Annotated in this window: 20 protein-coding genes; 13 read left to right on the top strand and 7 right to left on the bottom strand. The window is 71.2% G+C overall.

Annotation, left to right across the window (positions count from 1 at the left end; all coding sequences use genetic code 11):
• The first annotated feature begins 1 nt into the window (after position 1).
• The 3 genes from V6S02_RS10595 to V6S02_RS10605 all read left to right on the top strand — a co-directional run bounded on the left by V6S02_RS10595 (position 2) and on the right by V6S02_RS10605 (position 2816).
• Positions 2–679 (top strand): response regulator transcription factor, encoded by a 678-nt coding sequence (locus V6S02_RS10595; RefSeq protein WP_336400848.1) that lies wholly within the window; start codon positions 2–4, stop codon positions 677–679.
• Between the two features lie 71 nt (positions 680–750).
• Positions 751–2043, top strand: a complete 1293-nt coding sequence (locus V6S02_RS10600) for a sensor histidine kinase (RefSeq protein WP_336400849.1) — start codon at positions 751–753, stop codon at positions 2041–2043.
• Entirely contained in the window at positions 2040–2816 is a 777-nt protein-coding gene (locus tag V6S02_RS10605) for a response regulator transcription factor (protein ID WP_336400850.1), read from the top strand. Before V6S02_RS10600 ends, V6S02_RS10605 begins: the two co-directional genes overlap by 4 nt.
• Positions 2817–2823: 7 nt before the next feature.
• Here the strand turns inward: V6S02_RS10605 and V6S02_RS10610 are convergent, their stop codons facing one another.
• Both V6S02_RS10610 and V6S02_RS10615 read right to left on the bottom strand, forming a co-directional pair.
• Positions 2824–3447, bottom strand: coding sequence for a dihydrofolate reductase family protein (locus V6S02_RS10610; protein ID WP_336400851.1), 624 nt, complete (start codon positions 3445–3447; stop codon positions 2824–2826).
• Positions 3448–3565: 118 nt separating this feature from the next.
• The gene (locus tag V6S02_RS10615) at positions 3566–4135 is read right to left on the bottom strand and encodes an NADPH-dependent FMN reductase (protein WP_124291837.1); all 570 of its coding nucleotides are present in this window, start codon (positions 4133–4135) and stop codon (positions 3566–3568) included.
• Between the two features lie 244 nt (positions 4136–4379).
• Here V6S02_RS10615 and V6S02_RS10620 point away from each other — a divergent pair, with 244 nt between their 5' ends.
• From V6S02_RS10620 to V6S02_RS10630, 3 genes are all read left to right on the top strand, one after another.
• The gene (locus V6S02_RS10620; protein WP_124291838.1) at positions 4380–5264 is read left to right on the top strand and encodes an ABC transporter ATP-binding protein; all 885 of its coding nucleotides are present in this window, start codon (positions 4380–4382) and stop codon (positions 5262–5264) included.
• The gene (locus V6S02_RS10625) at positions 5261–6361 is read left to right on the top strand and encodes an ABC transporter permease (RefSeq protein ID WP_336400852.1); all 1101 of its coding nucleotides are present in this window, start codon (positions 5261–5263) and stop codon (positions 6359–6361) included. Before V6S02_RS10620 ends, V6S02_RS10625 begins: the two co-directional genes overlap by 4 nt.
• Positions 6362–6448: 87 nt before the next feature.
• Positions 6449–7834: a glucose-6-phosphate dehydrogenase gene (locus V6S02_RS10630; RefSeq protein WP_124291840.1), complete on the top strand. Its 1386-nt coding sequence runs from the start codon at positions 6449–6451 to the stop codon at positions 7832–7834.
• Between the two features lie 9 nt (positions 7835–7843).
• Here V6S02_RS10630 and V6S02_RS10635 read toward each other — a convergent pair whose 3' ends face one another.
• Together V6S02_RS10635 and V6S02_RS10640 are read right to left on the bottom strand one after the other, a co-directional pair.
• Positions 7844–8623, bottom strand: coding sequence for a hypothetical protein (locus V6S02_RS10635; RefSeq protein ID WP_336400853.1), 780 nt, complete (start codon positions 8621–8623; stop codon positions 7844–7846).
• Positions 8620–9018: a VOC family protein gene (locus tag V6S02_RS10640; protein ID WP_336400854.1), complete on the bottom strand. Its 399-nt coding sequence runs from the start codon at positions 9016–9018 to the stop codon at positions 8620–8622. Before V6S02_RS10640 ends, V6S02_RS10635 begins: the two co-directional genes overlap by 4 nt.
• 112 nt (positions 9019–9130) lie before the next feature.
• Between V6S02_RS10640 and V6S02_RS10645 the strand changes: the two genes are divergently transcribed.
• Both V6S02_RS10645 and V6S02_RS10650 read left to right on the top strand, forming a co-directional pair.
• Positions 9131–9700: a TetR/AcrR family transcriptional regulator gene (locus tag V6S02_RS10645; protein ID WP_336400855.1), complete on the top strand. Its 570-nt coding sequence runs from the start codon at positions 9131–9133 to the stop codon at positions 9698–9700.
• A complete protein-coding gene (locus V6S02_RS10650; protein ID WP_336400856.1) occupies positions 9697–10875 on the top strand; it encodes a glycosyltransferase in 1179 nt (392 codons plus the stop codon). The genes V6S02_RS10645 and V6S02_RS10650 overlap by 4 nt, the downstream gene beginning before the upstream one ends.
• A gap of 105 nt (positions 10876–10980) precedes the next feature.
• Here the strand turns inward: V6S02_RS10650 and V6S02_RS10655 are convergent, their stop codons facing one another.
• Positions 10981–11511 carry a winged helix-turn-helix domain-containing protein gene (locus V6S02_RS10655; RefSeq protein ID WP_336400857.1) on the bottom strand — a complete coding sequence of 177 codons (531 nt, stop codon included), beginning with the start codon at positions 11509–11511 and terminating at the stop codon, positions 10981–10983.
• 57 nt (positions 11512–11568) lie between these two features.
• On the opposite strand from V6S02_RS10655, the gene V6S02_RS10660 reads away from it, so the two are divergent.
• The 5 genes from V6S02_RS10660 (at position 11569) to V6S02_RS10680 (ending at position 16405) form a co-directional block, all read left to right on the top strand.
• Positions 11569–12843 (top strand): MFS transporter, encoded by a 1275-nt coding sequence (locus tag V6S02_RS10660; protein ID WP_336400858.1) that lies wholly within the window; start codon positions 11569–11571, stop codon positions 12841–12843.
• 63 nt (positions 12844–12906) lie between these two features.
• Positions 12907–14034 carry a type III polyketide synthase gene (locus V6S02_RS10665; protein ID WP_336400859.1) on the top strand — a complete coding sequence of 376 codons (1128 nt, stop codon included), beginning with the start codon at positions 12907–12909 and terminating at the stop codon, positions 14032–14034.
• Positions 14031–14738 carry a methyltransferase domain-containing protein gene (locus tag V6S02_RS10670; protein WP_336400860.1) on the top strand — a complete coding sequence of 236 codons (708 nt, stop codon included), beginning with the start codon at positions 14031–14033 and terminating at the stop codon, positions 14736–14738. The genes V6S02_RS10665 and V6S02_RS10670 overlap by 4 nt, the downstream gene beginning before the upstream one ends.
• A complete protein-coding gene (locus tag V6S02_RS10675; protein ID WP_336400861.1) occupies positions 14731–15864 on the top strand; it encodes an FAD-dependent oxidoreductase in 1134 nt (377 codons plus the stop codon). Before V6S02_RS10670 ends, V6S02_RS10675 begins: the two co-directional genes overlap by 8 nt.
• 130 nt (positions 15865–15994) lie before the next feature.
• On the top strand, positions 15995–16405 hold the full coding sequence (locus V6S02_RS10680) for a DUF2255 family protein (RefSeq protein ID WP_336400862.1): 411 nt from the start codon (positions 15995–15997) through the stop codon (positions 16403–16405).
• 17 nt (positions 16406–16422) lie between these two features.
• On the opposite strand, the gene V6S02_RS10685 is transcribed toward V6S02_RS10680, so the two are convergent.
• Positions 16423–17265: a UbiA family prenyltransferase gene (locus V6S02_RS10685; protein ID WP_336400863.1), complete on the bottom strand. Its 843-nt coding sequence runs from the start codon at positions 17263–17265 to the stop codon at positions 16423–16425.
• A gap of 128 nt (positions 17266–17393) precedes the next feature.
• The gene (locus tag V6S02_RS10690; RefSeq protein WP_336400864.1) at positions 17394–19604 is read right to left on the bottom strand and encodes an ATP-dependent Clp protease ATP-binding subunit; all 2211 of its coding nucleotides are present in this window, start codon (positions 19602–19604) and stop codon (positions 17394–17396) included.
• Positions 19605–19627: the final 23 nt, after the last annotated feature.

Below are 19627 nucleotides of genomic sequence, written 5' to 3' on the forward strand. Positions count from 1 at the left end.
TGTGCCGACCGCCGCTCCCGCGTCTCTGCGTGTCATCATCGTCGACGACGAGGCCCTCATGCGTCACGCGCTGGCGGTGTTCGTGCGCAGCGCCCCCGACATGGAGGTCGTCGGCGAGGCGGCCGATGGCGCCGCGGCGGTGCACCTCTGCGCCGAACTGCGTCCCGACGCCGTGCTCATGGACATGCAGATGCCCGGCGTCGACGGCGTCGAGGCCACCCGCCGCATCCACGAGGCCTTCCCCGAGATCCGCGTGATCGCGGTGACCACGTTCTCGTCGGTGCGCTACGTCGTGCCGGCCCTTCGCGCAGGGGCGAGCGCGTACCTGGTGAAGGACACCGATCCCGACGAGCTCGTCGCCGCCATCCGCGACGTCGTCGACGGCTCGGTGGTGATCTCCCCGAGCGTCACGACAGAGCTCATCTCCTCCATCCGCGACGGCGCGGGGCCGACGACCGTCGAGTCGCTCGCCGACCACGAGCAGCTCTCCGATCGCGAGCGCGACGTGGTCGTCCTCCTCGGACGGGGGATGTCCAACGCCGAGATCGCCGCCGAGCTCCACCTGTCGGAAGCGACGGTGAAGACGCACCTCGGCAACGTGATGGCCAAGTGGGGGGTTCGCGACCGCGTGCAGACCCTCATCCGGGCGGCGCGTGCCGACATCGTCCGCCTCACCTGACCGGAACCCGTCGCGCGGGCTCCCCCGTGAGACGGATGTCGCGCCGGCGTGTCTGGCCTACCGTGGAACGCATGTCGGACGCCCTCCCTTCTCCGGCCACGCGCTGGATCCCGCCGCGCGGCGATGTGCTTCTGGCGGCCGGGCTGCTGCTGTCGGGGATCCTCAGCTCGTGGCTGGGACTGGTCGCCGGGTTCTACCAGGGCGAGGCGGCCGGCCTCGGCACGGCTCTGGTGTACTCCGTCGCCCTCAGCGCGCCCCTCGCCTTCCGTCGGCGCTTTCCCACGCTCTGCCTCGTGATCGTCGCGGCGGTGTTCTACGCCGGCGGCTCGTTGCGGGTCTCCGACCTCTATGTCGGCCAGATCGCCCTGTTCATCGCCTTCTACGGCGTCGGCGCCTGGGTCCGCGACCGACGACGCGCGGTCGTCATCCGCGCCCTCGTCACGGTGGGGATGTTCGTCTGGCTCCTCGCCACCCTCTACCTCGACACCGCCGACCCCGACCCCGACGGGCCGTCGATGGCCGGAGCGTTCTCGCCGTTCGCCGCGTACGCCCTCATCCAGATCCTGGTGAACATGGCCTTCTTCGCCGGCGCCTGGTACATGGGCGACCGGGCGTACGCTTCGGCCCTTCAGCGCGGCGCGCTGGAGGAGCGCACCGCAGAGCTCGAGCGCGAGCGGGAAGTCACCGCCGCCCAGGCCGTGGCCCTCGACCGGGTGCGGATCGCCCGCGAGCTCCACGATGTCGTCGCGCACCACGTCTCGGCGATGGGAGTGCAGGCGGGGGCCGCGCGCGCGGTGATCGAGAAGGACCCGGATGCCGCGCGGACGGCGCTGGCGGGAGTGGAGACCTCGGCCCGCTCGGCTCTGCATGAGCTCCGCCAGCTGCTGGAGACACTGCGGACACCGGACGGCGGGTCGACCGAGGGCTCGACGCTCTCGGTCGAGGATCTCCACGACCTCGTGGCGTACGCGGACGAGAACGGACTGCCGACCACCTACGCCGTCATCGGCGACCCGAGACCCCTGCCCGACGTCGTGCAGGTGAACCTCTACCGCATCGCCCAAGAGGCGCTCACGAATGCACGGCGTCACGCCGGGCCCGACGCGCGTGCCGACGTGCGCCTGCGATTCGAGCGGGACGGGGTCGAGCTCGAGATCACCAACACCGGCCGCGTGGCCACACCCATGCGACCCGGTCTCGGGCTCGTGGGGATGCGCGAGCGCGCGGCCGCGTCCGGCGGCACGCTCGAGGCCGGGCCCCGCGTGCGCGGCGGATTCCGGGTGCGGGTGCACGTGCCGCTTCCCCCCGCGCCCCCGGCGGCGCCGAGGGATGACGCTGCCGTGACGACCGGAGCGATCCGATGATCCGCGTCCTCCTCGTCGACGACCATGCCGTCATGCGGGCGGGCTTTCGCATGATCCTCGAATCCGAGGATGACATCGCGGTGGTCGCAGAGGCGGCGAACGGCTCCGAGGCGGTCGCCGCGGCATCCGTCCATTCTCCCGACGTGATCTGCATGGACGTGCAGATGCCCGGGATGGACGGGATCACCGCGACCCGCGCCCTCGTCGAGGCGGGATCGGAGGCTGCCGTCCTCATCGTGACCACCTTCGACCGCGACGACTACCTCTTCGAGGCGCTGTCGGCGGGGGCCAGCGGATTCCTGCTGAAGAACGCCGGGCCCGAGGAGCTCGTCCACGCGGTGCGGGTCGCCGCCGCGGGCGACGCGCTGCTCGCCCCCGAGGTCACGCGCCGGGTGATCCAGCGGTTCGCCGGCGGCGCGGACTCGGCCCTGAACGCGGCGCCGCGCCCGGCCGCGCCCACCTCGGTCGAGGAGGATCGGCCGAGCGGCGGACCTTTCGCGTCGGATCGTCCGCGTCTGGACCGAATCTCCTCGTCCGGGCCGACGGCGGCGGCGCCCGAGGCCGCGCCCGCCGCACCCGTCGTCGAGCTCACCGATCGCGAGACCGAGGTGCTGCGCCTCGTCGCGCAGGCACTCAGCAACGCCGAGATCGCCGAGCGGCTCTTCATCGGCGAGGCCACGGTGAAGACCCACGTCTCCAACGTGCTGCAGAAGCTCGGCGCCCGCGACCGGGTCGCCGCGGTGGTCTACGCCCACCGGCACGGCCTCACCTGAGAGCGCGTCAGTCGCCCATCTCTCCCGTGCGGAGCGGGCCGGCAGGGGCGTAGCGAAGCAGCACGGCCCCCTTCTCGGACACGATCGGATCGCCGAGCAGCGCGAGCGTCGCGGGCGTCGCCCCCTCGGGGAACACCCGCTTGCCCCGACCGATCACCACCGGGTAGGTGTAGAGCCGGAGCTCGTCGAAGGCCTCCGCGGCGAGGAGGGACTGCACGTAGTCGACGCTCCCGATGACGTGGATGCTCTCGTGCACCTCGCGGAGCGCGATGACGCCCGCCACCGCATCGTCACCCAGAAGCGTCGAGCCCTCCCAGGCGAGCGCGGGGGCACCCCGGGACGCGACGTACTTCGGGATCGCGGCGAACTTCCGGCCGATGCGGCCGGCGCCGTCGCCCTCGACGTGGTGCGGCCAGTAGGCGGCGAAGATGTCGTACGTGCGCCGCCCGAGCACGAGCGCGTCCATCTCGTCGATGCCGCGGGCGATCTCGCGCCCCTCGATCTCGCCCATCACGGGCTCCTGCCAGCCGCCGTAGGGGAAGTCGCCCGATCGGTCTTCATCGGGCGCCCCCGGCGCCTGGGCGACACCGTCCAGCGAGACGAACAGGTCGATGATGATGCGTCCGGTCACAGATCCCCCTCGGCGTCGCCCTGACGTCGATAGCCATCCTCGCCCCTCGAGACCCCGGCCGGAAGAGCGACAGCCCCGGCCCGCCGAAGCGGAGCCGGGGCTGTCAAGGGGGGATGCGTCAGGCGCTGACGAGCTCGTGCGCGTAGCGGTCGACGAGGGCGTTGAACGCCTCGAGGTAGCCGACGAGGAACGCGGCGGTCTCGTCGTTGGTGACCTCACCCGAGTCGGTGAACAGACCCGGGGTGGTCTGGATGTAGCCCTCGGGCTGTCCGAGCGACGGGGCGTTGAAGTGGCTGAGGATGGCCTTCAGGTGCTGCTGGCCCGCAGCGGTGGCGATGCCGCCCTGCGAGGTGCCGATGACGGCGGTGGGCTTGCCGTCGAACGAGTTCTGACCCCAGGGGCGCGCCGCCCAGTCGAGGGCGTTCTTCAGCACGCCGGGGATGGAGCGGCTGTACTCGGGGGTGACGATGATGACGCCGTCGACGTCGGCGAGCGCCTGCTTGAAGTCGCGGGCGACCTCGGGGTAGTCGGCGTCGTAGTCGGGCGAATAGAACGGCAGGTCCTTGATCGGGATCTCGACGAGGGTCGTGCCCTCCGGGGCAAGACGCGCGAGCGCCTCGGCCAGGCGCCGGTTGATCGACGTCGACGAGATGCTCCCGACGATGTACCCGATGGTGCGGTTGCTCATTGAGTTCTCCTCCATAGATGGCGTCTCCCGGCGGGAGACCGCCGTCGGACATTCCAAGAGGGTGAAAGTCGCGGCATCCCTTATGTATTCCCGCGTATGGAAATTTTTCTCTCGATGTCGAGGGATCCCCCGCAGGGGGGAGGGCCGAGCGAGCGCAGAACCCGCCTGGGGACGGATGTCACGGCGCGGCGTTCTCCGTAGCGTCGATGTCATCCCCCGCCGGTCCCGACCAGAAGGAGCACCCATGCTGGAACTGAGAGGCATCACCAAGGCGTACGGCGGCCGCCGCGCGCTCGACGACGTGTCGTTCGACGTGCGCCCCGGACGCCTGACGGGCTTCGTCGGCGGCAACGGCGCCGGCAAGACCACGACGATGCGCATCGTCCTCGGGGTCCTGGGCAAAGATGCCGGCACCGTCACGCTCGATGGATCTCCCGTCACCTCCGCCGACCGCCGCCGCTTCGGGTACATGCCCGAGGAGCGGGGGCTGTACCCGAAGATGAAGGTGCTCGAGCACATCGTCTATCTCGCGCGCCTCCACGGATTCTCCAAGGCCGACGCCACCGCCCGCGCCACCGCACTGCTCCAGGAGCTCGGCCTCGGCGAGCGCCTCGACGACAACATCGAGACGCTGTCGCTCGGAAACCAGCAGCGTGCCCAGATCGCCGCCGCTCTCGTGCATCAGCCCGAGGTGCTGATCCTCGACGAGCCGTTCTCGGGGCTGGACCCCCTCGCGGTCGACGTGGTCGCGAGCGTGCTGCAGCAGCGGGCCGCGGCCGGCACATCGGTGCTGTTCTCCTCGCATCAGCTCGACGTCGTCGAGCGCCTGTGCGACGACCTCGTCATCATCGCCGGTGGCCGCGTGCGCGCCGCCGGCGCCCGCGACGCCCTGCGCGCGGAGCACTCGGCCCACCGGTACGAGCTCGTGTCGGCCGGCGACGCCGGGTGGCTGCGCGACGAACCCGGCGTGAACGTCGTCGACTTCGACGGCGGGTACGCCGTGTTCGACGTCGATTCCGAGGAAGCCGCGCAGCGGGTGCTCCGCCGCGCGGTGGCCCAGGGAGATGTCGCGAGCTTCGCTCCGCAGCATCCCACCCTCGCCCAGATCTTCAAGGAGGTCATCCAGTGAGCACGTCCACGCTGCCCACCGCACCCAGCACCGCGCAGAGCGTGTGGCTGGTCGCCGAGCGCGAGATCGGGTCGAAGCTGCGCAGCAAGGCCTTCGTCATCTCCACCGCGATCCTCATCCTCGGCGCGCTCGCCCTGGTGATCTGGGGCGGCTTCACCGCCGGGAACTCGTCGGGCACGCCCGTCGCGGTCACCAGCAACGCGTCGCAGTACGTCGAGGGCGTCGAGGGGTTCGAGGTCACCGACGTGAGCGACCGCGCCCAGGCCGAGGATCTCGTCGCCTCGGGTGACGTCGACGCCGCGGTCGTGGGCGACTCGTCGTCGCCGCTCGGCTTCGTCATCATCGCCGACTCGAGTCCGCCCACCGACCTCATGCTCACCCTGGCGCAGGTGCCGCCCGTGGAGCTGTTGAACCCGGATGAGACCAACCCCCTCCTGCGCTACTTCGTCGCCCTCGGGTTCGGCATCGTGTTCCTCCTCGCCGCGTCGCTCTTCGGCGGCACCATCGCACAGAGCGTCGTCGAGGAGAAGCAGACCCGCGTGGTCGAACTGCTGATCTCGGCCGTGCCGACACGCGCCCTTCTGGCCGGGAAGGTCATCGGCAACACGGTCCTCGCGGTGGGGCAGATCCTGGTGCTCGCCGCCGTCGCCGTCGTGGGACTCACCGTCACCGACCAGACCGCGTTGCTGCAGGGCCTCGGGGCGCCGATCGCCTGGTTCGCCGTGTTCTTCCTCTTCGGTTTCGTGCTGCTGGCCGCACTGTTCGCCGCGGCGGCGGCGATGGTGTCGCGGCAGGAGGACATCGGGTCGACCACGACGCCGTTGACCATGCTGATCATGGCGCCGTACTTCCTGGTCATCTTCTTCAACGACAACTCGCTGGTGCTGACGATCATGTCCTACGTGCCGTTCTCGGCACCCGTGGGCATGCCGATGCGACTCTTCCTCGGCGAGGCGCAGTGGTGGGAGCCGCTGGTGTCGCTCGCGATCCTCGCCGCGACCTGCGTCGGCGCGATCCTCGTCGGCGCGAAGATCTACGAGAACTCGCTCTTGCGCATGGGGGCACGCGTCAAGCTGCGGGAGGCGCTGGCCGCCTGAGGCGCCGCGCCAGGGGGGATGCCGGAGTCCCGGCATCCCCCTCTTCTTCGCGGTGAGAAGCCCCATCGACGAACTAGGGTGGCGAGCATGAGCGCTGCGGAGAAGACGGCCACCGACCTGACCACGCTGATCATCCTCGGGGCCTCCGGAGATCTCACCTCGAGGCTCCTCCTCCCCGCCCTCGGGCAGCTGCTCACCCGTGAGTCCGACCGCCGGATCCACCTCCGCGGCGCGGGAATGGATGACTGGGATGACGACCACTGGCGCGAGGTCGTGAAGGCGTCGTTCGCCACGACCGGATCGGAGAAGGCTTTCCCCTCGGTGGCGGCGACGACCTATACGAGAGCCGACATCACCGACCCCGCCGATCTCACCGCGCTCATGAGCGGCAACGACGGCCGGGTCGCGCTGTACTTCGCCGTGCCGCCGGCGATCACCGAGCGCGCGTGCCAGGCGCTGACCGGGCTGGAGGTTCCCGAGGGCCTCATCCTCGCGATCGAGAAGCCGTTCGGCAGCGATGAGAAGACCGCCCGCGCCCTGAACGAGACCGTCGCGAAGATCGTCCCCGAGTCGCAGGTCTTCCGCATCGACCACTTCCTCGGCCGCTCGACGACCCTGAACATCCTCGGCGCGCGCCTGGCGAACCGGGTGCTCGAGCCGGTGTGGTCGGCCGAGCACATCGAGTCGATCTTCATCGGCTACGACGAGACCCTCGGGCTCGAGGGCAGGGCCGGGTACTACGACCACGCCGGAGCGCTGGTGGACATGATCCAGAGCCACCTCCTGCAGGTGCTCGCGATCGTCGCGATGGAGCCCCCGGCGTCTCTGTCGGAGATCGACTTCCGCGAGGCGACCGGCGCGGTCCTCCGCGCCACCGACGTCTGGCAGGACGATCCGGTGGCCTCCTCGCGCCGCGCGCGCTACACCGCCGGCGTCGTGCAGGCGCGCCCCCTCCCGTCGTATGTCGATGAGCCGGGCGTGGACGCGGCACGCGACACCGAGACGCTCGCCCAGGTCGTCTTCGAGGTGCGCAACGCGCGGTGGCAGGGAGTGCCCTTCACCCTGCGGTCGGGGAAGGCGCTGGATGACGCCGAGCGCGAGGTCATCGTGCGGTTCAAGCCGGTGCGCCACCTGCCCGACGGTCTCACCGGGAGCACGGAGCCCACCGTGCTCCGCTTCGCGCTGGGTCCCGACCGGATGACGCTCGAATTGAACGTCAGCGGAGACGGCAACGCCTTCGAACTCGAACGCGCCCCGCTCATCGCCGACCTCGGCGAGGGAACTCTCAAGGCCTATGCCGAGGTGCTGTCGGGAATCCTCGACGGCGATGCGATGCTCGCCGTGCGTGGCGACGCGGCCGAGCAGTGCTGGCGGATCGTGCAGCCCGTGCTCGACGCGTGGCGCAGCGGCGAGGTGCCGCTGGACGAGTACCCCGCCGGCACCGACGGTCCCGCGGCGTGGCCGCGGCCGTAGTCGACCCGGCTAGCTGACTCCCCCGTCCCACGCGCGCACCCGGTGCACCGTCGCCGACTTCGGATAGGCGCCCGAAGGCGGTCCGATCTCGAACAGATCGATGAGCAGGAACATCGGTGAGGCGGGGGCCTGCGGCATCCGTTTGATCACCTTCCCTTCGCACCCGATCACCGTCTCGCCGTCGCCCCAGATCGCCGTCCACGTGTGCGGGCGCGAGGCGTCGAACGGAAGCGTCACCTCGCTCATGTCGCTCGTGAGCCGCGGGTCGCTGTGCGCCTTGATGCCGGTGCGCGCAGTCGTGGAGTCACCGATCGCGGAGGCGTCGATCTCGAAGACGCAGATCTCGCCGGCGTCGGCGGCCGAGAGGTGCTCGGTGCCGACGAACCACGCGGCGAGCATGCAGTCCGGGTCGCGCGAGGCCGAGACGGTGATGTCGACCCGACCCGACGTCGGCGCCCACAGCAGGCGTGACGGCGTCTCGGTGCGCACCGTCAGACCGTCGTCGCGGTGGCGGTGGGTGCCGATCGTCGACCCGACGGGACCTGAGAACGAGCCGGTCTGGATGTTGGAGACGCGCAGCGGCGCGTCCTCGGGTCGCCAGTCGAGCTGATCGGCGTCGATGCGCAGCTGCAGCCCGGTGCCGCTGAGGGCGTAGCGCGCCTCCGACCGGTCGGGCGTCGTCCAGTGCGGGAGGTAGTGCGCCACCCACCGCTCGGGGTCGAGCCCGCGCGAGAAGTCGTCGTCGAAGAGCGGCGGGTGCGTCGGCGGGGCGGGCAGCGCGGTCGTCATCCGGGCAGATCGTCGTCTTGGAAGACGGCGTGCACGTTGCCGGCCGGGTCTCGGAACCAGGCGATGTCGGGCCCGTTGTCGGTGGCGTGGACGATGCCGCGGTGATCGGTGGGGAACTCGTCGTCGGAGTAGATCTTCGTGTTCACTCCGCGCGCGTTTAGGTCGTCGATGGCGGCGCCGAGGTCTCGCACCGGGAAGTTCAGGATCGTGTAACTCGCGGGCTCGTGATTCGGCTTGTCGTAGATCAGCACCCGGCCGCCCGAGGCGACGTCGAGCACGAGGAAGCCCATGTCGTTGTCGGAGACCGTCATGCCCAGCGTGTCGCCGTAGAAGCGGCGCGCTGCCTCGATGTCGTCGACGCTGAAGCCGGGGAAAGCGTGGTCGGTGGTGAACATGGATCCTCCCGAGTGGTGTCGGTGCCAGCCTGGCGCGTTCGGCGGGCGGCGTCCAGGGCTGACGGCGTCTGATTGTTGACAGGCGTTGAACAGTTGTTCAATGATGTGCTTCGTGACACCTCCCTCCCCGGCTTCCGACGTCACGCGCCATCGCATCCTCGATGCCGCGGTGGCGTGCTTCGCCCGCGACGGGTTCGCCTGCTCCGTCCGCACGATCGCCGCTGAGGCGGGCGTGAGCGCGGCGCTGGTCATCCACCACTTCACCGACAAAGCCGGCCTTCGTCGCGCCTGCGACGCCGCCGCGCTCCACGCCGTGACCCACAAGGGCTCACCCGACGACGAGGCGAGCCGCCGGTCCGCGGCGGAACACCTGACGCCTCACGTCCGCTACATCGCACGCGCGTTGATCGAGGGCGGCGACGGCGCAGCCGCGGTGTTCGACGCGCTCGTCTCGTCGTCCGATCGCGTCCTCGACGCCGAGGGGATGGTCGCCGACGCCTCAGCGGCGGCGCGAGAGGACGCCCGCGTCGCGCTCACCGCCTATTCGCTCGCCCCCCTTCTCCTCGGCGGCCTCATCGCCCGCCGCTTCGAACGAGAAGAGGTCGACGCCGACGTGCTCCTGCGCCTCCACAGCGGCCTGGCGACCATCGGCCCCCTCCTCGTCCGCGGGGTTCGACCGTGAAGCTCCTCCTGCTCACAGCGGGGTCGCGCGGAGACGTCGAGCCCTTCGCCGCACTGGCTCGCCGGGCTCGGGAGCGCGGCCACGAGGTCACTCTCGCGATCCCGGACAACTCCGGTGTCGACCTCGACGGGCTTCAGACGGCCTCGCTGGGAGCGGACTTCCAGGCGATGATCGCCGCGCAGGGAACATCCATCCGCCAGGCCATGCGGAACTTCTCCTCGGTCGTCCGCCCGACCATGCGGGCGGTGATCGTCGGGTCGGCACAGATCGGGCTCGCCCACGGAGCCGACGCGGTCATCGCCCACCCGAAGGTGCTCTCGGCTCCCCTCATCGCGGCGCGCCTCAGGGCGAAGCTGTTCGCCGTCGAAACCGTGCCCACCACCGTTCCCACCCGCGACTTCCCGGCCGCGGGAACGGTGTCGTTCGACCTGGGTCCCCTCAACCGCCTCACCTACCGCGCGGGCGGGGCCGCGGCGTCGATGTTCCGGCGAGAGCTGCGCGAGGCGGCGCGGGTGCTCGGCGATCCTCGGCCGCGGGCGCCCCGGGCCACACTTCTTCCGATCAGTCCACTGATCCTCTCGCGCCCGGCCGACTGGCCTCCGACAGCTCATCTCACAGGCGCCTGGAGCGGCCGCTCCGACGGGCGATCGGATGCCGCGGTGGCGGCGTTCCTCGCCCGCGGGCCCTCGGTGTCGGTCGGCTTCGGGTCGATGGCACAGGGCGATCCGCTCGCGCGGGGTGCGGCGTTCGTCGCGGCGGCGCGCGAGCGCGGACGGCAGACCCTGGTGCTCCGCGGCTGGGGAGGTGCCGACGTGCCGCCCGAACTGCGGGGCGACGACGTGCTGGTCATCGACGGCGCCCCGCACGACCAGGTGTTCCCCTTCGTCGACGTGGCGGTGCATCACGGTGGTGCGGGGACCGCCCAGGCCGCCGTGCGCGCCGGCACACCGTCGGTGATCGTGCCGTTCCTGGCGGATCAACCCTTCTGGGCCCGGACGCTGGAGGCTCGCGGCCTCGCTGCCGCCCCGCTCTCCCGGCGCCGGGTGACAGCGCGGCACGCGGGTGACGCCATCGACGAGGCCCTCCGGTGCCGGCCGCGCGCGGCCGAGCTCGGCCCCCTCGTCGCGGCGGAGGACGGCACCGGCCGCGCTTTCGAGCTGATCGAGGAGGCGTAGGCCGGGAACGCCGAGCGCGCTCGTCCCGAACTCCTGCAGAATCGGCAGATCCGCCGGCCTCGGGGCGTTATGCGCGGTTCTGGGCGCGGATTGCAGGAGTTGGGGTCACGTGTGCGCGGCGGGCGGGTTCTTGTCGGGGTGCAGCACCGTGAAGAGCGAGTACGTCTCGCCGTCGGGGTCGGGGCCGCGCTCCTTGAACTCGTTCACCAGCGCGTAGAGCCGCTCCTGCAGCTCTTCCCTGTGGGCGTCGTTGAGCTTCAGCCCCAGCCACGTCGTGTCGAGGTCATCGTCGGCGACCCCCTCGATCTGCTGCAGGAACGTCTCGACCAGCACGTGCGAGCCCCCCGGTATCGAGGTCCGCCACGACAGGCCGGTCGCCCGGTAGGGCACCTCGCGCGCGCCCTGCGCACCGGCGCGCTCGGGCTCGGGGGCGAGATATCCGGTGTTCACCAGGGTCCGGACGTGGTGGAGCATCGTCCCGGGGTTCACCCCGAGCAGCTCTGCGAGCTCCTTGTTCGTGCGCGCCTCGAACGCGCACAGGCGCAGCACCCGGAGACGCAGAGGCGAGCTGAGCGCGCGCATCCGCGCCTCGGCCTCAGGATCGCCGGGACGCAGCTCCACCCGTCCGCCGCTCACCCCCTCACTCAACCACACCGATTGACTTTCCTCAATCAGCAGGTCACACTGATCGACATGTCTCAATCAGTCGCGGCCGACACCGCAGCGAAAGGATCGCTCTGGCGCGACCGCAACTTCCTCACGATGTGGACCGGGCAGGCGTTCAGCCAGTTCGGCTCGCAGATCACCGAACTCGCGATTCCGGTGCTCGCCGTCATACTCCTGGAGGCGACCGAGTGGGAGGTCGGCGTCCTGAACGCCGCCAACGTCGCCGCGTTCCTCATCGTCGGCCTGCCCGCCGGCGCCTGGATCGATCGGATGCGAAAGCGCCACGTCATGATCTGGGCAGACCTCGTCAGGGCGCTCGCGCTCGGCTCGCTGCCGCTGCTGTGGTTCGCGGGGATCCTCGAGATCTGGCACCTCATCGCCGTCGCGCTCGTGATGGGTGTCGCCACCGTCTTCTTCGATGTGTCGTACCAGAGCCTCATCCCCTCGCTCGTACGGCCGGGTCAGATCGCCGAGGCCAACGGCAAGCTCGAGGCGACCCACCAGGTCGCGGGGCTCGCGGGGCCGGCGATGGGCGGCTGGCTCGTGGGCGTCCTCGCCGCCCCCGTCGCGATCCTCGCCACGGTGGCCACCTACCTCGCCTCCTTCGTCGCCCTGCTGTTCACCCGCGACCACGAACCGCCTCACGAGCGCGAGAGCCGCCGTCCGCTGCACCGCGAGATCGGCGAGGGGCTCGGCTGGGTGTTCGGCAATCCGCTGCTTCGCCGGATCGTCTGCACGACCGGCACAGCGAACTTCTTCGGCACGATCGCCACGACGCTGCTGCCGATCTTCGTGCTGCGCGAGCTCGGTCTCTCCCCCGAGATGCTCGGCGTCGTGTTCTCGCTCTCGGCCGTCGGGGGCCTCCTCGGCGCCATCGCGACGCCGCACATCGTGAAGCTCATCGGCGAGGCGCGCGCCATCCCGATCAGCGCCATCATCTTCTGCCTGGTGCCGTTCTTCCTCCCCGCGATCTCGCTCGTCCCCGAGCTCGCCTTCCCCCTGCTGGTCATCCAGTTCTTCGCGCTGAGCTTCTCGGTGCTGCTGTACAACATCACGCAGGTCACATTCCGGCAGCGCATCACCCCCGCGCGCCTGCTCGGGCGGATGAATGCCTCGATCCGCTTCGTCGTCTGGGGCGTGATGCCGATCGCCGCACTCGTCGCCGGCGCCCTCGGCACCTGGATCGGCACAGTCCCGACCCTGTGGATCGCCGCAGCCGGCGAACTGCTGTCATGCCTGTTCGTCGTGATCGGCCCCTTCTGGGGGATGCGGGAGCTGCCCGACGCGCACGCAGACGCCTAGGAGCCGTTCCCACGGGACGCAAGCCCCGGCCCGACCCGGTGCCGGGCGTGGTTGAGTGTGAGCATGGTCGCACGCATCCTCTCCATCGGCACGGCGGTTCCCGCCACCGCGCTCGCCCAGAGCGATGTGCGCGACTTCTTCATCCGGCAGCCGGGCGTCGACCGGCTCACCGGTCGGCTGATCGGTGCGGCGTTCGACGCCGCGGCGATCGATCGCCGGCACACCGTGCTGCACGAGTTCGGGTCGGTCGGAGAAGCGGCCGCGCCGGCCGCGCCCGGCGGCGGGTTCATCAGCGCCGCAGGAGCCCTCAACCGGCCGTCGACGGGCGACCGCAACGCCGCCTACACGGCGCTCGCGCCCGAGCTCTCCGCGCGGGCCGCACGCGCCGCGCTCGAGGACGGCGGGGTCGCGGCATCCGATGTCTCCCATGTCGTGACCGTCTCCTGCACGGGGTTCTTCGCGCCGGGCCCGGACTACCGGCTCGTCCGCGATCTGGGACTGAGCACAATCGTCGAGCGGTATCACCTCGGGTTCATCGGTTGTGCGGCGGCGCTTCCGGGGCTTCGTGCGGCCGCGCGGATCTGCGCGGCCCAGCCGGAGGCCGTCGTGCTGGTCGTGTGCACCGAGCTCTGCTCGCTGCACATCCGCGCCTCGGACGACCCGCAGCAGATCGTGGCCGCGTCGGTGTTCGCCGATGGATCGGCCGCAGCGATCGTCACTGCCCGCGCTGATCTGGCGGCCGGGGTATCCGGCGCGACGCTCGAGCTCGACCGCTTCGCCACGACGCTGACCAGTGAGGGCGAGTCCGACATGGTCTGGACGATCGGCGACGAGGGCTTCCTCATGACCCTCTCGGCCGAAGTCCCCCGCATCATCGGTCGCGAGATCCGGAACGCCGTCGGGGGATTCCTCGGCGGCGAACAGCCGACGACGTGGGCCGTGCACCCGGGCGGTCGAAGCGTGCTCGACCGGGTCGAGCAGGGTCTCGAGCTCTCGGATACCGCGCTCGACGCGTCGCGGGCGGTGCTGCGCGACTTCGGCAACATGTCGAGCGCGACGATCCTGTTCATCCTCGAGCGGTTGCTGCAGAGCGATCTGGGCGAGGGCGACCGCGTCGCCGCGCTCGCCTTCGGCCCGGGATTGACCGTGGAATCGGCTCTGCTCACCGCGCGCACCGGCGGGCACGCGTGACCCTCGCGGTGCGCGACACGCAGTTGCGGGAGCTGATGGACGACCCCGCGTGCGATCTCTCGCGCCTGCATGCGACCCTCCGCCGCTTCGCGGTGGTCAACCGCCTGGTATCGGGATGGGGCGCCGTCTACCGGTCGCGGGTCGCGCCGTACCTGCGCGGGCTCGGACGCCCGGCCCGGGTGCTCGATCTCGGATGCGGCGGGGGCGACGTCATCGCCCGGCTCGCCGCGCTCGCGCGCCGTGACGGGCTGGCGGCCGAGTGGCTCGGCGTCGACCCCGATGAGCGGGCGCTTTCGGTCGCGACGCGGTATGCCGGTTCGGGCATACGGTTCGAGGCCACCGACTCGGGCGCGCTGCGATCACGCGGCGACCGGTTCGACCTCGTGCTCTCCAACCACGTGCTGCACCACCTCGACCCGGCCGCGTTCGCGGCGTTCCGCGACGATTCGCTCGCACTGGTTCAGGGACCGTCCGGCGGCGTCGTGCTGCACGGCGACATCGCCCGCGGGCACCTGGCGTACGGGCTGTATGCCGTGGGGATCACGCCGCTCGCCCCGGGCTCGTTCCTGCGGACGGACGGGCTCCGCAGCATCCGTCGCTCGTATACCGCCCCCGAGCTCGCAGCCGCCCTCGGGCCGGGGTGGCGAGTCGAACAGCCGGCACCGTTCCGGGTGCTGGCCGTGGCGGAGGCCCGCCATGCCTGACGTCGTCGTCGTGGGCGCCGGGCCCGTCGGTCTGCTGGCAGCCGCCGAGCTGCGACGCCTCGGCTGCGACGTCACGGTGATCGAGCGTCGGCCGGTCGCGGGGCCCGGATCACGGGCGATCGGGCTTCATTCGCCGTCGCTTGCCGCCCTCGAACCGGGGGGATACACCGAGCGCCTGCTCGCCGAGGCGCTGCGCGTGGATCGGGGGGAGGCGCGCGCGGACGGCGAGGTGCTGGGGGTGGTGCGCTTCGATCGGCTGTCGCGCCGCTTCCCCTTCGTCGCGACCCTGCCCCAGGCCGCGACCGAACGGGTTCTGACGGATGCCGCGCCGGACGTGGACCGGGGGGTCACCGTGCGAGGTGTCGTGGCCGAGCGCGCGGCGGTCCGGATCGATGTCGAGCGGGCAGAGGGGCCCGGCGAGATGCGTGCGGCGGTGGTGGTCGTGGCCTCGGGCGCGGGGGCGCGCGATCTCGTCTACCGCCCCGGCGCCGTCGCCGTGCGCGAGTACGCCGACCGGTATCTCATGTCCGACGCACCGGCCGGCGGTCGGCCGGTCGCCGAGGTGCACCTCGACCGCGGGGGCGTTCTGGAGTCGTTCCCGATGCCGGGTGGACTGCGCCGGTTCGTCGCGTGGGATCCGTCGCCTGACGAAGACGCCCCCGCCGCGCGGACCGCTCGGCTGCGGGCGGCCGTCGCCGACCGCGTCGGGGCGGATGAGGCAGCCTCGATCACGGGGGCGACGTCGTTCCGGGTGCGCCGGGCCGTCGCGCCGCGGCTGCGACGCGGGAGGGTCGTGGTGATCGGCGACGCGGCCCACGAGGTCAGCCCGATCGGCGGGCAGGGGATGAACCTCGGGCTGCTGGATGCCGCCACGCTCGCACCGCTCGTTGCGGCGTGGACGCGGCGCGGCGACGCGCCCGACGCGGAGCTCGCGCGATGGGAGCGGCGCCGGGTCGCCTCCGCGCGGCGCGCGGCCATGCTGGCGTCGCTCAACACCGGGCTCGGGCGACCGCTCGGCGCAGCCGGGGATCGGGCGCGTCGCGCGGCGCTGCGCGTGCTCCTCGCGGGGCCGGGTGGTCGCGCGTTCGCCCACGCCTACGCGATGGGCCTCGACCTCGACGCGTGAGGGCGCCCGCCCCAGCGCGAGGGTGCACTCCCTACCCGCGAGGGTGCACTCCCCACCCGCGAGAGTGCACTCCCCACCCGCGAGGGTGCACGCGCTGGCCGGCCTCGCCGTCGACGCGTAGCGTGGTTTCGTGAGCTTCTCCGATGTCGTGAACCACCTCGACGCGACGCAGGTCGTCGCGATCATCACCCGCCGCCAGGACGGGTCGCCCACCGCCACCCCGATCTGGGCCGTCGTGATCGACGGCGTTCCCTATGTGCGCTCCGCCTACGGCGAGAAGGCGTGGTGGTATCGCCACGTGACGGCCGGTCGCGAGGTCGCGTTCGCAATGCGCGACGGCGCGGTGGCCGAACGCGACAAGGAAGCCGCCCTCGAGCTTCCGCGTGAGCGCGTCGCGCTCGAGCCCGTGCCCGTCGACGACCCGATCAACGACCGCATCGACGAGGCTCTCTGGGCGAAGTACGCCGACGCGCCCTCATCGGTCGAGGAGACGATCACTCCGCGCGCCCGCGCCTGCACCTTCCGCGTCGCCGCCCCCTGACCCCGTGGCCGGGCGTGTCACCCTCTCAAGGCGCCGCCCGACAGGATGAGCTGGACCGCCAGGAGAAGCGCCGACAGCATCACCAGCCGGAAGAGCGTCCGCCCCGGCGCGCGGTTCACCGTCAGCACCACCGTCGCAACCGCCAGCGCGACGACGGCTGCGAACAGCACCCACGACACCACAGCGATTCGTGCCGCGTCGCCGGCGACCGGTCCGAGCAGCACGGCCAGCGCCCCCGCGACGACGCCGAGCGCTGCGAGCACCGTCGATGCGCGCGCCCCGATACGGTGGGGAAGCCCCCGCACCCCGGTCTTGCGGTCGGCATCGAGGTCGGGCAGCACGTTCGTCAGGTGCACCGAGGCACCGAGTGTCGCACCGGCGAGCGTCGCCCACGCGGGCGCGAGCGCCGGCGGCGAGGCTGCGAGGGTCGCCAGCGACGGGAGTGTTCCGAAGGCGACGAGGAACGGCACGATCGACAGCGGGGTCGACTTCAAGGGTCGGTTGTAGATCCAGCCCGACAGGATGATCACGCCGTTGCCGACGAGCACACCCCACCCGAGCGGTGCGGACAGCGTCAACGCCACGACGACGCAGACGATCGCACCGATCCACGCGACCCGGCCGCTGACGTCTCCGCGGGCGATCGGCTTATCGGTGCGGCCGACCGCGCGGTCGCGGTCGGCGTCGATCGCGTCGTTGGAGATGCCGATCGACAGCTGGCCGAAGAACACGGCGGCAGCGAGCAGCGCGATGCGCCAGGCCTCCAGCCCCGCGGCGATGCCGAGACCCGCCGACAGCGCGGTGACGACGAGGGTCGGTCCGGGATGGGACGACCCCCACAGCGCCCGGACGATCCGCATTCCCTGAAGCTATCGGACGAGTGCACCCTCGCGGGGAGGGGGCGCACCCTCGTGGGCAGGGGGCGCACCCTCACGGGCAGGGAGTGCACCCTCGCGCAGACGAGTGCACCCTCGCGGGGCGGGAGGGGTCAGTCCTCGAGGATCGCCTCGATGACCTCGTCCTCCTCCGCCGCTCCGCCGCCCGGCCCCGCCGCAGGACCGTCGCTCGTGAGCACCAGCGCCGACCCGTCGGCGGCGACGTCGACGCGCACCAGGTCGCCGTCGCGCACCCCGCCCGAGAGGATCGCCATCGCGAGGCGGTCCTGGATCTCGGACTGGATGAGACGACGCAGCGGCCGCGCCCCGAACACCGGGTCGTACCCGCGCTCGGCGAGCCACGCGCGCGCGTCGGGAGTGACGGCCAGCGTCAGACGCCGGTCCTTCAGCCGCCGCTGCAGCAGGTCGACGGCGAGCTCCACGATCTGGGCGAGGTCGTCCTCGGTGAGGGCCTGGAAGATCACGATGTCGTCGAGGCGGTTGATGAACTCCGGCTTGAACGCCTGACGGACCAGCGCCTGCACCTGCTCGCGCTTGACCTCGGTCGACAGTGTCGGGTCGATGAGGATCGGCGACCCCAGGTTCGAGGTGAGGATCACGATCACGTTCTTGAAGTCGACCGTGCGCCCCTGCCCATCGGTCAGGCGCCCGTCATCCATCACCTGCAGCAGCACGTCGAACACCTCGGGGTGCGCCTTCTCGACCTCGTCGAGCAGCACCACCGAATACGGACGCCGCCGCACAGCCTCGGTGAGCTGACCGCCCTGCTCGTACCCGATGTACCCGGGAGGAGCGCCGACGAGCCGCGAGACCGAGTGCTTCTCGCCGTACTCCGACATGTCGATGCGCACCATGGCGTGCTCGTCGTCGAAGAGGAACTCCGCGAGCGCCTTGGCCAACTCGGTCTTGCCGACGCCGGTCGGGCCGAGGAAGAGGAACGACCCCGTCGGCCGGTTCGGGTCGCTGATGCCCGCGCGAGACCTGCGCACCGCGTCGGACACCGCGCGCACCGCCTCACGCTGACCGATGATGCGCTTGCCCAGCTCCTTCTCCAGGTGCAGCAGGCGCTCGGTCTCGCCCTGCATGAGGCGACCGACCGGAATGCCGGTCCACGCCGCGATCACGGCGGCGATGTCCTCCTCGGTCACCTGGTCGTTGACCATCCGGTCACCGGCGGGCTCCTCGCGCTCGGCCTCGACGAGGTCGCGCTCGAGCCGGGGGATCTCGGCGTAGAGGATGCGCGAGGCCTTCTCGAGGTTGCCCTCGCGCTGCGCGCGCTCGGCCTCGATGCGCGCAGCATCCAGCCGGGTCTTCAGGTCGCCGACCTTGTTCAGCGACGACCGCTCCCGCTCCCACCGCGCCTGCAGCTCGTCGAGCTTCGCCTGTTCCCCCGCGAGGCTGTCGCGCAGCACCGCGAGACGCTCGCGCGAGGCGTCATCCTTCTCCTTCTTCAGCGCCAGCTCCTCGAGCTTGAGCCGGTCGACGTGACGGCGCAGCTCGTCGATCTCGAGCGGGGCGGAGTCGATCTCCATCCGCAGGCGCGAGGCGGCCTCGTCGATGAGGTCGATGGCCTTGTCGGGCAGCTGGCGGCTGGGGATGTAGCGATGGGAGAGGGATGCCGCGGCGACGAGCGCCCCGTCGGAGATCGCGACCTTGTGGTGCGCCTCGTACCGCTCCTTGAGGCCCCGCAGGATCGCGACGGTGTCTTCGACCGACGGCTCTCCGACGTACACCTGCTGGAAGCGACGCTCCAGCGCGGCATCCTTCTCGATGAATTCGCGATACTCGTTGAGCGTCGTCGCACCGATGAGGCGCAGCTCGCCGCGGGCGAGCATGGGCTTGAGCATGTTCGAGGCGGCGACCGACCCCTCGCCGCCGCCGGCACCCATCAGCACGTGCAGCTCGTCGATGAAGGTGATGATCCGGCCGTCGGACTCGGTGATCTCCTTCAGCACGCTCTTCAGGCGCTCCTCGAACTGCCCGCGGTACATCGCCCCGGCGACGAGGGCGGAGATGTCGAGGGTGATGAGCTCTTTGTCCTTGAGTGATTCCGCGACGTCGCCGGCGACGATCCGCTGGGCAAGGCCCTCGACGACGGCGGTCTTGCCGACACCGGGCTCTCCGATCAGCACCGGGTTGTTCTTGGTGCGCCGGGTGAGCACCTGGCTGACCCGGCGGATCTCGCTGTCGCGTCCGATCACGGGGTCGAGCTTGCCCTGGCGGGCACGGTCGGTGAGGTTGATCCCGAACTGCTCGAGGGCGCTCTGCTGCTCCTCTTGCCCGGGCATCTGCGTGGCTTGCATCGGTTCTCCTGAAAGTCTGGGTG

The organism is Microbacterium sp. CCNWLW134 (assembly GCF_037083565.1).
Taxonomy (GTDB): domain Bacteria; phylum Actinomycetota; class Actinomycetes; order Actinomycetales; family Microbacteriaceae; genus Microbacterium.

Coding starts and splice junctions, on each gene's coding strand:
- V6S02_RS10685 (WP_336400863.1), bottom strand. CDS start 17,265: ATGCGGATCGTCCGGGCGCTGTGGGGGTCGTCCCATCCCGGACCGACC.
- V6S02_RS10620 (WP_124291838.1), top strand. CDS start 4,380: ATGCTGGAACTGAGAGGCATCACCAAGGCGTACGGCGGCCGCCGCGCG.
- V6S02_RS10660 (WP_336400858.1), top strand. CDS start 11,569: ATGTCTCAATCAGTCGCGGCCGACACCGCAGCGAAAGGATCGCTCTGG.
- V6S02_RS10630 (WP_124291840.1), top strand. CDS start 6,449: ATGAGCGCTGCGGAGAAGACGGCCACCGACCTGACCACGCTGATCATC.
- V6S02_RS10605 (WP_336400850.1), top strand. CDS start 2,040: ATGATCCGCGTCCTCCTCGTCGACGACCATGCCGTCATGCGGGCGGGC.
- V6S02_RS10600 (WP_336400849.1), top strand. CDS start 751: ATGTCGGACGCCCTCCCTTCTCCGGCCACGCGCTGGATCCCGCCGCGC.
- V6S02_RS10665 (WP_336400859.1), top strand. CDS start 12,907: ATGGTCGCACGCATCCTCTCCATCGGCACGGCGGTTCCCGCCACCGCG.
- V6S02_RS10675 (WP_336400861.1), top strand. CDS start 14,731: ATGCCTGACGTCGTCGTCGTGGGCGCCGGGCCCGTCGGTCTGCTGGCA.
- V6S02_RS10640 (WP_336400854.1), bottom strand. CDS start 9,018: ATGTTCACCACCGACCACGCTTTCCCCGGCTTCAGCGTCGACGACATC.
- V6S02_RS10690 (WP_336400864.1), bottom strand. CDS start 19,604: ATGCAAGCCACGCAGATGCCCGGGCAAGAGGAGCAGCAGAGCGCCCTC.
- V6S02_RS10635 (WP_336400853.1), bottom strand. CDS start 8,623: ATGACGACCGCGCTGCCCGCCCCGCCGACGCACCCGCCGCTCTTCGAC.
- V6S02_RS10615 (WP_124291837.1), bottom strand. CDS start 4,135: ATGAGCAACCGCACCATCGGGTACATCGTCGGGAGCATCTCGTCGACG.